Source organism: Pedobacter borealis DSM 19626 (genome assembly GCF_000708285.2).
Taxonomy (GTDB): domain Bacteria; phylum Bacteroidota; class Bacteroidia; order Sphingobacteriales; family Sphingobacteriaceae; genus Pedobacter; species Pedobacter borealis.
In genome coordinates this window covers 1-13,150 of sequence record NZ_JAUG01000117.1, presented here as the reverse complement: position 1 = coordinate 13,150, position 13,150 = coordinate 1, and the positions used below count along the sequence as shown (strand labels likewise).

Below are 13,150 nucleotides of genomic sequence, written 5' to 3'. Positions count from 1 at the left end.
AAAGAAAAATTTTCAGCCGGCATTTTTTGTTTCTTTTTGATGCCAAAAAGAAAGAGCCCATCGGCGGCGGCGAGCCGAGGAAAGCCTCTGGTGTATGGAAAAGAAACAATTGTACGTCACTCATATTGATTTTTATAAGATAAATTACCCTTCAGTGTGACAAAAATGTTAGATAAGTAAAATAATTGTATCAAATTTAAACAGGCTCTTAATTTATAAAAAAGTTTTGCCGTGCTTGCATCGCAAAACTTTTTTGTGTATAGATAATTTGAACATTAAGGGGGCTATTGAAATTCATTAGTTGACGATGCATATCAGCAATATTTAACAAATTAAACTTTCTCAAAATCAAATGATTATAAATCGTATCTTTGCGGCTTGAAACGGTTTTGCAGATAAAGATCCCTAAAATCATTTCGACAAAATTAAAAAAGAGGTTATCCCAAATGAAGAAAATAGTTGATTACAGAAAGCTTTTGAGCGTAGATAAAAATGCTGAGTTAAAAGAGCTTAAATCTGTGTACCGCACATTGATGAAAGATTGTCACCCTGATAAATTTCAGCAGGAAGAAGAGAAATTAGATGCAGAAGCTAGAAGTAAAGAAATTATCGAAGCTTACCATTTCTTGGTAAGTATTGCGCCAGAAACACGCGAACAGAATATAGAGACGTATACGCAAACCACTACATTGTCGAATATTCAGGATTTCGAATACAAACAACAGGTTTTAAATATCCAGTTTTTTGATGGAAGTGCTTACGAATATTTCGATGTGCCAAAAGCAATCTACGTGAAATTGGTTAACGCCGATTCTCCTGGCCGTTTTGCCCGCAGACATATCTTTAATGAATTCCCATATCGCAATGTAGCCAGGGTTGCAGAGCCTGCATAACAAGCGACAATATAATATTTGAATGGCCCCAATGAAAATGAGGGCCATTTTTTTATTCTTTGATATCAGATAGAGTTAGTTTCTCTTTATCTTCTGCTTCTTTTAACTCTATTTTTATTTCAATATGGTTTTCTCTTCTGTTAGGTGGAGGAATAGAAACACCTCCTCCAAGTCCAACGGAAGCTAAAAGAATCAGCAATACCAATCCTGTTAGCCTCAGGGCTTTTTTGAACTGTTTCATGTTTCGATAGAATGATGGCTTGTCGGTTAAATAACCAATAGACCTGTAAGTACTAATTAAATAGCCTGATAATGGCTGAAGCTTCAATTAGCTAGTAGGGATTTCAGTGGGGTATTGTGAGATTGTTTCCTGAACGAAAAAGCGTGGAGTGTTTGATATGGATAAGAACGCTTTAGCGAGTTTTATTAATTTGGTTCTTACTAACTCATTAAAAGCAGAAATCTGCAGATCGTATTTATTTATTTATCGAAGTGCATGTTTTTCTTGTTGACTTGTTGAAAACACTTGAAGTAGAAAAACTCTTTTGTAATCCAGATACCCATTCTGTTTGAAAAACTGGATTCGATTGAAGGGTGATTGAATTGGCCTGGTTGCTTGAAAATGTGAACAGACTCAGAAACAGGACTAATATTGCCGCCCATTTTAAATGATTTTTTTCTAAGTATGTTGATTTACAATTCATTTCTTTAGCAAAGGTAGTATATTTCCGAGATTCGTCATACTGAACTTGTTTCAGTATCTATCCTACTAATTTGTTGTCATTAAGCCCCTGAAATGAATTCAGGGTGACGGATCGAGTGGGTGTTTCGTCATACTGAACTTGTTTCAGTATCTATCCTACTAATTGTTGTCATTAAGACCCTGAAATGAATTCAGGGTGACGGATCGAGTGGATGTTTCAGCTTTATTCTAGGGTTTTAAACAAATCCTCCCAATTTGGGTTATTTTGATTAATCAGATTAATCTTCCAGATCCGCTTCCAGTTTTTCAATTGTTTTTCTTTTGCAATGGCTTCCTCAATAGAATCGAACTGTTCGTAATAAACGAGTTTACTACAATTGTATTTGGCTGTAAATGAATCTATATATTTCTTCTCCCTGTGCTCAACTATCCTGAAATATAAATCTGATGTTACGCCGATATATAAAACTGTATGCGTATGATTAGTTAATATGTAAACGCAGCCGCCTCGTTCCATAACCTCTGTTGTTCTATTTTATTAGTTTTCTTACAATAAAGATGCTGAAATAAATTCAGCAGGACGCTCGCGTAAGTAAAGTAGCTTAATTTATGTACGCGTTTACTCATATCGTCTTACTGAACTTGTTTCAGTATCTATCATGCTATAAAGATCCTCGGCTGAACTCAGGATGACGATCGTGTTTGGTGTTTTTTCTGCTAAAATTGTTTTTCAGTTCTCAATTATTCAGCATGGGTTTAAAGCGGTTATCCTTATTTCTTAAGTCCAAACCACCTTCATAAACAGATTTTAAATTAACCAAATAAAAACTCCAACCATTATAACAACCTAAGCGAATGTTTCTTTTTGCATTATCATCTAAAGGAATATTCTTTTGCGTCAACTCTACAACTACATACTCAAACTCTTCTCTGAGTTTAATGTCGACTAAACATTCGCCTGCAAAAGTAAATTGAAGTTCATTTTTGCCATTGGCTTCAGTTATGCTCCCTTTTTCAATATCATCATACAGATACCAGATCCATTTGTATTTATCGCCTTTCAATACGTTTTGCGTTTTGTTGAGCAATATGCCGTTTTCGTCAGAGAATTCCGCCTCGCTTAAAAACCATTTCTCAATTTCGCTGGCTTTAGTCCAGGCATTGTACATGTCTTCAAGTTTCGCTTTAACAGCAATCTTGATGGTGAATCTGGTCCAATCGAAGTTTTCCATTGGCTTAATTTTAGGTGATTAATTAAAAACTAAACAAACTGGCGCGCCAACATCAATGCGTTTACCGCTATCGGTTAATTTGCCAGTGGTTTTATTTCGGTTGAAGATAACGATGTTGTTGGTGTATTGATGACCGATCAAGAGAAATTTTCCAGTCGGATCAATCGTGAAGTTTCTTGGCCCTTTGCCGAGTGTACTGACTGTTTCGATAAATTTCAATTTTCCGGTCGGCAGAATTGAAAAGGCAGAAATGCTATTGGCATCTCCACGGTTGGTTTCGTAAAGAAATTTTCCATCAGCCGAAACATGGATGTCGGCACCATCAATTTTTCCGGTAAAATCTTTTGGCGTAGTACCAATTTTCTGGATTTTGGTTAAACTTCCATTCGAATAGGCGAAAACTGTTATGCTGCCATTAAATTCGTGCGCTAAATAGGCAAATTTCCCATTTGGACTAAAAGTGATGTGCCTAGGGCCAGTGCCTGCAGTGGTTTTAATTACCGACTTAACGGTTAATATTTTTTCTTTTGAGGTAGGATTATAGTTGTAGATGTAAGTTTGATCTTCACCCAGATCGTTAACAATTAAATATTTGTGATCTGGCGTAAATTTAACCATATGTACATGTGCACGCTCTTGTCTGCCTTTAGGATCGATACTTTTTCCGGTATGTTTGATTGTTTGTAAAGCTTCAGTTAAGGCTCCGTCTGCTTTTCGTGAAAATACGGCCAAACTGCCCCCGCTATAATTGGCCACAATTACATTTTTGGCATCAGCGGTAATAAAACAAGGATCGGCACCGTGGCTGTCTACCTTATTTAAAAAAGTTAAAGCACCTGTTGTTGCGTTGTATTTAAAAGCACTGACTGTGCTGGTGGCTCCGGTTTCATTAACTACATAAACAAATTTCTGATCTGGAGAAACGGCCAGATAACTCGGGTTGGCTGTGTTTTTTGTGATGCTTTTTACCGTTGTAGCTGCGGTTGAAGTATTAAAGTTGTAAGTATAGATTCCTTCGCTTTTTCCAGGTGCGGTATAGGTGCCAACAATGAGGTTGTAATTGGTTTTTTGCGCAAATGTTAGCGTTGATAGTATAGAAAGTATAAATACTGAACTAATTTTTTTCATGAAAAACGATATTGATTTTAACAAATATGGGGAATTAAAGTGTAATTAGCCACTGAGACACGGAAGAGCACGGAAATTAATTTCCATTTGATAAATCGTCTTCGTCGTTCTTAATTTACTTTGGAATCGTAAAATGTAATTTGCAATTGAGATGCAATAATGTTGGGCTATCCTCAAATTGGACTATACTACCATTGATGGATTCCAAAGAACGGTCGTCTTTCCCGCGCAGGCGGGAATCTTAATTCAACCTACAAACCCTACCAAGGCATTACGATTATCTTCGATGAGCACTTCGTGGTTCCCAATCAAGTTGGGAATGACGATACCTCGCACTCTGTCATATCCACTCCAATTGTTTTTCTGAAAAAATTGATTGCTCAGGATAACATCTTTTTTAGTAAAGCAACAAAAAAGGCAACCATTGGCTGCCTTTTATATTATTTTATAAGATGTTTAATCTGGATCAATTCATGATCTTCAAGATAGCGCCATCTGCCACGAGGTAGATCTTTTTTAGTCAGATTACCATATACTACACGGTCTAATTTTTCTACATTGTAACCCAGGTGTTCGAAAATACGACGAACAATTCTGTTTTTACCACTATGGATCTGGATGCCGATTTCTTTTTTGGTTCCACCTGCAACATAAGAAATGTTATCTGGTTTAATCAATCCGTCTTCCAGCTCTAAACCAAAAGCAATTTTGTTTAAATCGCCTTGTGATAAAGCTTTGTCCAGCTCAATATTGTAAATTTTGGTGATACCGTTTTTAGGATGCGATAATTTATCTGCTAAATCACCATCGTTTGTCATCAACAATAAACCTGTTGTATTACGGTCTAAACGGCCAACGGGGTAAATACGCTCGCGGCTCGCCTTGTCAACCAATTGCATTACGGTACGGCGTTCTTGTGGATCGTCGGTAGTGGTAATGTAATCTTTTGGTTTGTTTAATAAAACGTAAACTTTTTTCTCGCGTTTCAATAGCTCGCCGTTATAACGTACTAAATCTTTCGCTGGATCAACTTTATGCCCTAATTCGGTAATGGCTTCTCCGTTTACGGTAATAATGCCGGCAGCAATTAGCTCATCAGCTTTACGGCGAGAGCAGATACCTGCATTTGAAATATATCTGTTAAGGCGAATTAAGCCTTTTTCTTCATTTGTTTTGCGGCCTTGAGCAATTACAGTCCGCTCTGGGCGGTTAAATTCTGTATCTCTTGGCTGTGCATCCTCGCGTTTTCTAAACGGACGGGTATCGCCTTCTCTCGGCTCTCTAGGTTTTACATCTCTTGAACTTCCAGCACTTGGCTTGAAGTCATCAGTTTTGCCTCTTGATTTGTAATCTTTATAGCCACCTTCTCTCGGTTTGAAATCTCTTGGTCCACCATCTTTCGATTTGAAATCACGGTCTCCTGTTCTTGGCTTGTAATCTCTTGATCCGCCTTCTCTAGGTTTAAAGTCGCGGTCGCCAGTTCTCGGTTTAAAATCTCTCGAATCTCCATCCTTAGATTTGAAATCGCGTTCTCCTGTTCTTGGCTTATAATCTCTTGCACCACCTTCTCTTGGTTTAAAATCTCTGTCTCCTGTTCTCGGTTTGTAATCTCTTGATCCTCCCTCTTTCGATTTGAAATCACGATCTCCAGTTCTTGGCTTGTAATCTCTGGATCCACCTTCTCTTGGCTTGAAACTACGGTCTTCTGATTTTGAGTTGTTATCTTTTGATTTAAACTCGCGGTCTCCAAATTTGAATCCTGTTGATTCTCCATCTTTCGATTTAAAATTACGGTCTCCTGTTCTTGGCCTGAAGTCTTTTTTGTCTCCGAAAGATTTTGATTTGAAATCTTTACCCGCTGAGCTTCTAGGTTTGAAGCCGTCTTTAGAATCGGATGATTTTTTGAATTTGCTGTCTTTGTCGTCTGATCTTCTTCTTTCAGACCCGGCCGAACTACTTCTGCCTTCTGTTTTCCGACTGCCTGGTTTGGACTTGTCATCCCGACTGTTCCTGTTGTTTTTATTTATCATGATACGCTTTTAACCACATTAAAAATGCGGGTTGCAAATTTATGAAAAATTGATGAACATAACAATTTTAAGAGCGGAAAAATTAGATAAAAAAATAGCCTCTAAAATAGGAAAATTACGCTGAAAATCAAAATTTAAAATCCACGTTTAAAGTGCTTTAGGGGCTGATTTTTGGGGTTAGTTTTGTAACTATTTGATAATGTGCTTATTATTTTTTATCTTTGCCAACGTTTTTATATAAGTTCACCAAAAAAAGGAGGAAAATGTTAAAGAAACACATCGTACCATTTGCGGTAGTGGCAACACTATTTATCTTGGCAAAAGTGTTCGCTTACCAAATGCCCTTAGCACAAAAAAGTCTTTTAAAAGAAGAAAAATTAAACACTACAATACCCAAATCTGATAGCCTGGAAGTTGAAAATGCGGAAAAGCCGCTATCTTTAATGGCACAGTTAAATTTTGCCGAAGAAACCCTGCCGTTAGGCGATAAAAAGGTAGAACGCAAAATGAAAAAAATCCTTGCAGCACACACTTACGGAAATACGCAAACCAATAAATTGCATGCAAAAGCAGCAAAATGGTTTCCTGTAATTGAGCCTATTCTTGCTGCCTACGGAATTCCAAACGATTTTAAGTATTTGGCCCTGGTCGAATCTGGAATGGCGGAAGGAGTTTCTTCAAAAGGTGCAGCCGGAATCTGGCAGTTTATGCCTGGCACAGCCCGTACCTATGGATTAAGAGTAAACGGAAATGTTGATGAACGCTATAATCTGCGTAAATCGACCATCGCTGCATGCAAATACATTAAAGAAATGTATAAAGGTTTAGAAAGCTGGACATTGGTAGCCGCGGCTTACAATGTTGGCGACGGACGCCTGCGCAAGCAGATCAATAATCAAAATCAAGATAATTACTACAAAATGAAGCTGAACCGCGAAACCGGAGGCTATGTTTATAAAGTGATTTCTATGAAACAGATTATGGAGCACCCGAAACGTTACGGTTACGAAAAACCGAGAGTATTATTGGCCTACAACGCCGAATAATATAATAATTAAGATAAAGACAAGCATTTGGTAAGGCGTCCCGGTTTTAAATCGGGACGCTTTTTTTTGAAGGTGATTGCGCAGATTGTTGGATTACATAGATTTGTTTTTTACTAAACTCTAACCACTAAACGTTTTTTAGGAGTTATTGATTGATACGAGAATTTTCTCCGCATCACGCTAACCAATGAACCAATGGCAAATAAACGAATGAACTTTATTGCCACACAAACACAGATTAACACGGAATGGCTTTACCATATAAGAAATAGAAGGTCATTTAAGCGGATGCGTGTCTAAATACATGTTTTTCATTATTATCGAACACAAACTTGTCTGATCAGTGTTTTTCCTAAACCCTAAACCCACATCATGCTAACTAATGACCAATGAACGATTGAACTAATAAATCAATTTCTTTTCTTTGTATATGTTCAAACTGCGGATCAATAAAATCATAAATCAACCTGGCGATAATATTACTTTTCAATTTGAGGAAGTAGATCAAGAATACCCAAAGTATTTGGCCGGTCAGTTTATTTCGTTGATTTTTCAGGGGAAACATAAGGAGATAAGAAGGTCGTATTCTTTTAATAGCTCACCAGATGTGGATGAGCCTTTGGCGATTACAGTGAAAAGGGTAGAAAATGGAGAGATTTCGAGATTTTTACACCATAAAACTTCGGTAAATGATATTCTCTTGGCGCAAGAGCCTCAAGGGATGTTCTGCTACTTGCCAGAAGAAAACCTGGAACGCGATCTTTTTCTTTTCGCTGCAGGAGTAGGAATCACTCCATTATTCTCGATTTTGAAAACGGCCTTAGTGCGCGAGAAAAAATCGTTGGTTACACTGGTATACAGTAACCGATCAATGGAGGATGCATTATTTTATGATGAGCTGAACGAATGGCAAAAGAAATATCCGTATAGATTAAAGATTGTTTGGGTTTTTAGCAATAGCAAAAACTTAATGACGGCCAGGCTGAATAAATTCTACATAGAGAAATTACTTAAAGAACATTTGCATTTTGATCGGAATGATGCGTTGTTTTACAGCTGTGGGCCAATAACTTATATGGATTTATGCCGGATTACTTTGCTGGGCATGGGTTTCGATATCAAACAGATTAAAAGAGAAACCTTTGTATTGCCAGAAGATGAGGTGGATGAGGATGATGGTTCGGCAGAAAAGCTTGTCGATAAAAACACTTATTCGGTAATTTTAAATTTTAGAGGGGAAACTTATAACCTCGAAGTGCCCTGGCCAAAAAGAATTTTAGATGTTGCGCTGGAAAATAAAATCAAACTACCTTATAGTTGCCGTGGCGGAGTGTGTAGTACTTGCGTAGCCAATTGTATTAAAGGCGGCGTAAGGATGGATTACAATGAGGTGCTTACTGATGATGAGTTGGAAAGAGGCAGGGTTTTGGTTTGTACTGGGCACCCAACCGAGAATGGAACAACAATAGAGTGGTAGGATTGAGAAAATTGAATTATTTGTTAACGCTAGTTGCTGTTAAGTAAAGTGTTTTGCTGGTGGGCTGACTGATAGTTGGATTCATACCCGAATGAATAATCACGATTAGTGTCAGATAGAAATATCTAACACCACTATAAAAACAAGGATCTTCAAAATATTAAGTATAAAGCTAAACAGTTTTCGTTGTGCTGTCAGATGTTACCATCTGACTGGTAGTTGAATTGCTGCCCGAGTCAATAATTCCTATTGGTGCCAGATAGAAATATCTGACACCACATCCAAATTTTATTATCTTTGAAACGGATTGTTGGATTGGTTACCATTATCCATTTTACATTTTTCCATTTATCCTTCACTCATTCAAAATTCAATAGTTTATATGACCGTTTACGGAATTCCAAATTGCAATACAGTTAAAAAATCGCTCGATTGGTTAAAAGCACATCAGGTTGATTTTGAATTTCACGATTTCAAGAAAAAAGGCATTACAACTGAAAAGTTAAATGAATGGTGTAATACCTTCGGTTGGGAAACGGTATTAAACCGCAAAGGTTTAACCTGGAAAAAACTCACTAAAGAAGAGCAGGCTAAAATTGATAACCAAGATTTGGCAATAGCTTATTTAAAAGAAAATACCAGCGCAATAAAACGTCCGATTATTGAGCAAAACAACAAGGCCATATTAATTGGATTTGATGATGATAATTATTTAAAAACACTGGCCTGATTCAATTGTTCTAATGTTAAAGTTTGTTAAATGCAGCTTTTAAATGTCGAACTAAGTTACTTTTGAGTATGTACAAACTGATCATTTTTCTATTGCTTGCCTTGCCAATTGGCGTTTTTGCACAAACGGTAACTACAGGTACGGTTTTCGATTACTCAAAAAAAACGCTCTCTCTTCCTGGTGTTAGCATCAGAAACCTGAACAGTAAAAAATCAACGAGTACAAATAAAGAAGGTAAGTATGCCATTGGTGCCAATATTGGCGATCTTTTAGAGTTTTCTGCCGTCGGCTATCATACCGATACGCTTTACTTAACCAACCTGTTAAATAGAACGATATATCTTCCCGTTAAATCGAACAGTTTAAAAGATGTAGATATTACAGCAGTGCGAATGAACAGTCAGGTTACAGATGCGAAAGATCCATTAGCTGAAAAATATACGCTATTGAGTACAGGTGGAAACCTAAACCGTAAACGTATGACCGACAAGGTTGGGGGCTTAAACCTAAACCTTGGCTATGGTAAATATAGAAGACAACAACGAAAAGAGGCCGATTTGGAGGAAAAGGAGATGTATCTCCAGGAAATTGATGAGAACTTTACCGCAAAGGCCATTACGGATATGACCAAGCTAGAGGGGGAGGAACTTAAAAATTTCATGATTATTTATCGTCCCTCAGTAGAGGCTGTAAAGGCAGAAAGGCCATTCCGTTATGCTTATTATATTTCCCGTGCCTTTGTAGCATGGAAAAAATTAACCCCGCAAGAAAGAAAACTACAGGATTTGCCGAAGTTAAAAGCAAATTAATATACTTAATTACTATCGGTAGCATTATAGCGATTATTGGTAACATTATAACCACATATAAATCTATTTGTGGTTATTTTTTATATTTACTCCCTGATTACAACCTTATTATTATCATGAAATTGACTAAACTAATAACTTTATGCTTGATTTGTTGCGTTTTTGCCTTTTCTGCATCGGCCCAACAAGCTACAACACCGGCACCAGCTACCAATTATAACCCTGCTGAAGCCTTTGGACCATTATTTTATACACAAAACGGGAATGAATTCCGCTCTGCAATTGGCGCACCCGGACCAAAATATTGGCAGAATCGCGTTGATTACAACATTACCGCTAGTCTCGATGAAACTAAAAATACGGTTACGGGTACCGTTACCATTACTTACAAAAATAATAGTCCCGATAAATTACCCTATTTATGGCTGCAATTAGACCAGAATACTTTTAAAGAAACTTCACGTGGTTATGCCATTACACCAACGCGTAGCCGTTATGGTGCACAAGGTGAAAAATTTGATGGTGGTTATAAAATCCAGAACATCAGTGTATCGCAAAAAGCTGCTGCTGTAAAATTTACTTCTTTGGTAGAAGATACGCGCATGCAGATCCGTTTAGACCAACCAATGGCAGCTAATGGTGATATTGTAACTGTTAAAATGGACTATTCTTTCGTTATCCCAAAAGAGGGGTCGGACAGAACAGGGCATTTAACTACAAAAAATGGTGAAATTTTTGCTATTGCACAGTGGTTTCCACGGATGTGCGTATATGATGATGTGCTAGGATGGAATACTTTGCCTTATTGGGGCGGCGGTGAATTTTATTGCGAGTATGGCGATATTAATTTTGCCATTACCGCACCGGCAAGCCATATCGTAATGGGCTCGGGCGAATTATTAAACCCTGCCGAAGTTTTTACATCAGAACAATTAAAAAGGTGGAATGCCGCTAAACTTAGCGATGCTACCGTTCACATCCGTACAGAAGAGGAGGTAACAGATCCAAAATCCCGTCCGGCGAAAGATAAATTAACCTGGAGATTTAAAATCTTAAATGCACGCGATGCAGCCTGGGCTTCATCTAAATCTTTTGTGTTAGATGCAGCAAAAATTAATTTGCCAAGTGGTAAAAAATCCCTGGCTGTTTCTGCACAACCTGTAGAAAGCAACAGTGTTGATGCATATGGCCGTGGTGTAGAATATGTAAAATCTACCATTGAGCACTACTCAACCAAATGGTTCGAATATCCATATCCAATGGCGGTTAATGTAGCAACCAATGTTGGCGGTATGGAATATCCTGGTATTGTTTTTTGTGGTTGGAAAGCTAAAAAAGCAGGTGCATGGGGCGTAATCGATCACGAATTCGGCCATACCTGGTTCCCGATGATTGTCGGGTCTAACGAGCGTAAATATGGCTGGATGGACGAAGGTTTTAATACTTTCATTAACGGTATTTCTAAGAAAGACTTCAATAATGGCGAATACGCTAGTCCTCCTGCTGATTTAAACAAGGTCGGTAAAGCTATTATTGGTAACCCAATTTACGAAAACATTATGCAGATGCCAGATGGTATGGCCGAAAGAAATATCGGGGTTAACCTGTACAGTAAACCGGGATGGGGCCTGGATATTTTAAGAACGCAAATTTTAGGCGAAGATCGTTTTGATTATGCTTTCCGTCAATACATTAAAAACTGGGCATTTAAACATCCAACCCCATTTGATTTCTTTCGTTCGATGGAAAATGGTGCTGGCGAAGATTTAGCCTGGTTCTGGAGAAGCTGGTGGTTAAACAACTGGAAAATGGATCAGGGTATTGCCAGTGTTGAGGCCGTTAAGCAAGACGATAAATTGGTGGGCTACGCGATTAAAGTTGTAAACCTGGAGAAAATGCCAATGCCAATTATCCTGCAGGTTAAAACCAAAAGTGGTAAAACGGATATCGTAAAAGTTCCGGTTGATGTTTGGATGAAAAATGCGACTTGGTTGGTACGTTACCCAACAACTGAAGAGATCGAATCCGTTACTTTAGATCCTAATAAAGTATTGCCAGATTCGAATACAGATAATAATACCTGGACAGCTACAGGTAACTAGTTAAGCCTGAATAATTATTATAGCCTCCTGATTTATAAAGATCAGGAGGTTTTTTATTGCAAACAACCGACGGTTTACTATTTCTTATCGAATAATTTAGCACCTGTTAATTTATAGCAAATGGAAAAACCTACTTTAGAAATTACCAACCCCGCAAGGATATACGATCCCCGTCCGCATGGATATTCTCACGTTGCTTCAGTTTTAGCCAATTCCTCACTTGTATTTGTTGCAGGCCAGGGTGGTAGCAGAATGGATGGTGTACTGAGTGATGATTTTAGGACTCAGGTAAGTATTGTATTCGAAAATATAGCTTTGGCTTTAAAAAGCAAAGGCTTAACCATGGCCAATATTGCAAAGCTCACAACATTGGTGGTGGATTATGATGAGGCGAAACACGAAATCCTGATCAAAGAATCGAACAAAATATGGCCTGATCAGAAATTTCCGGTAAACACTCTTATTCCGGTACAAAGATTGGCCTTAACTGGCATGCTGATCGAAATTGATGCTACGGCTATTGGCTAATTTACAAACTGATGTTGTGTGTTTTTGGAAATGAAGGGTTCCGTTCTCTTGGAGGTTTTCAGTCCCGCTTTCCGTTCAAAGTCCTCGCTGCGCTGCGGGCTTCCACTTCAATCGGGTTTAGAAACATCGCTTTGATGCCTTGGCACCATGCTAGGAGCAGACCTTTCATCCTAAACCTGATAGTAGCGGGCATCCCGATTCTTCATCGGGATAAAGCGGATGGCAGGGCTGCATTTGCCAAGAACCATTGCACGTTTGTTTCCAAAAAAATATAGCTATAATTAATTTGATGTTGCTAAAGCATTAATAACCTGAGTTCGATAATTATTTGCTGAAAATTATATCTTATTTACGCCTAATCCCGCTTTATCGTCCTGCTGAATTTATTTCAGCATCTTTTTAGCGTGAAAGACCCTGAAATAAATTCAGGGTGACGACCGTCTTAACAGAAAACTTGATTAAAACGCCACAA

12 protein-coding genes are annotated in these 13,150 nt (G+C 38.0%); 7 read left to right on the top strand and 5 right to left on the bottom strand.

Features of this window, described 5'->3' with window-relative positions; all coding sequences use genetic code 11:
* The first annotated feature begins 446 nt into the window (after window positions 1-446).
* On the top strand, window positions 447-893 hold the full coding sequence (locus tag AW17_RS21440; RefSeq protein WP_029279950.1) for a KTSC domain-containing protein: 447 nt from the start codon (window positions 447-449) through the stop codon (window positions 891-893).
* Window positions 894-945: 52 nt separating this feature from the next.
* Here the strand turns inward: AW17_RS21440 and AW17_RS21435 are convergent, their stop codons facing one another.
* The 5 genes from AW17_RS21435 to AW17_RS21415 form a co-directional block, all read right to left on the bottom strand.
* Window positions 946-1,134: a hypothetical protein gene (locus AW17_RS21435; RefSeq protein ID WP_029279948.1), complete on the bottom strand. Its 189-nt coding sequence runs from the start codon at window positions 1,132-1,134 to the stop codon at window positions 946-948.
* A 685-nt stretch (window positions 1,135-1,819) separates the two neighbouring features.
* On the bottom strand, window positions 1,820-2,113 hold the full coding sequence (locus tag AW17_RS21430; protein WP_029279946.1) for a GIY-YIG nuclease family protein: 294 nt from the start codon (window positions 2,111-2,113) through the stop codon (window positions 1,820-1,822).
* A 220-nt stretch (window positions 2,114-2,333) separates the two neighbouring features.
* Entirely contained in the window at window positions 2,334-2,828 is a 495-nt protein-coding gene (locus tag AW17_RS21425; RefSeq protein WP_029279945.1) for an SRPBCC family protein, read from the bottom strand.
* Window positions 2,829-2,846: 18 nt separating this feature from the next.
* The gene (locus tag AW17_RS21420; protein WP_029279943.1) at window positions 2,847-3,956 is read right to left on the bottom strand and encodes a lactonase family protein; all 1,110 of its coding nucleotides are present in this window, start codon (window positions 3,954-3,956) and stop codon (window positions 2,847-2,849) included.
* A gap of 440 nt (window positions 3,957-4,396) precedes the next feature.
* Window positions 4,397-5,986: a pseudouridine synthase gene (locus AW17_RS21415; protein WP_029279941.1), complete on the bottom strand. Its 1,590-nt coding sequence runs from the start codon at window positions 5,984-5,986 to the stop codon at window positions 4,397-4,399.
* A 263-nt stretch (window positions 5,987-6,249) separates the two neighbouring features.
* Here AW17_RS21415 and AW17_RS21410 point away from each other — a divergent pair, with 263 nt between their 5' ends.
* From AW17_RS21410 to AW17_RS21385, 6 genes are all read left to right on the top strand, one after another.
* Window positions 6,250-7,032 (top strand): lytic transglycosylase domain-containing protein, encoded by a 783-nt coding sequence (locus tag AW17_RS21410; RefSeq protein WP_036670615.1) that lies wholly within the window; start codon window positions 6,250-6,252, stop codon window positions 7,030-7,032.
* A gap of 430 nt (window positions 7,033-7,462) precedes the next feature.
* Window positions 7,463-8,509, top strand: a complete 1,047-nt coding sequence (locus tag AW17_RS21405; protein WP_029279937.1) for a ferredoxin--NADP reductase — start codon at window positions 7,463-7,465, stop codon at window positions 8,507-8,509.
* Between the two features lie 382 nt (window positions 8,510-8,891).
* Window positions 8,892-9,239: a Spx/MgsR family RNA polymerase-binding regulatory protein gene (locus AW17_RS21400; protein ID WP_029279935.1), complete on the top strand. Its 348-nt coding sequence runs from the start codon at window positions 8,892-8,894 to the stop codon at window positions 9,237-9,239.
* A gap of 68 nt (window positions 9,240-9,307) precedes the next feature.
* Window positions 9,308-10,048: a carboxypeptidase-like regulatory domain-containing protein gene (locus AW17_RS21395; protein ID WP_029279933.1), complete on the top strand. Its 741-nt coding sequence runs from the start codon at window positions 9,308-9,310 to the stop codon at window positions 10,046-10,048.
* Window positions 9,985-12,150 (top strand): M1 family metallopeptidase, encoded by a 2,166-nt coding sequence (locus AW17_RS21390; RefSeq protein WP_245235120.1) that lies wholly within the window; start codon window positions 9,985-9,987, stop codon window positions 12,148-12,150. Before AW17_RS21395 ends, AW17_RS21390 begins: the two co-directional genes overlap by 64 nt.
* Before the next feature lie 120 nt (window positions 12,151-12,270).
* Complete coding sequence (locus AW17_RS21385) at window positions 12,271-12,678, top strand: RidA family protein (RefSeq protein WP_029279929.1); 408 nt, start codon at window positions 12,271-12,273, stop codon at window positions 12,676-12,678.
* The last annotated feature ends 472 nt before the right edge of the window (window positions 12,679-13,150 follow it).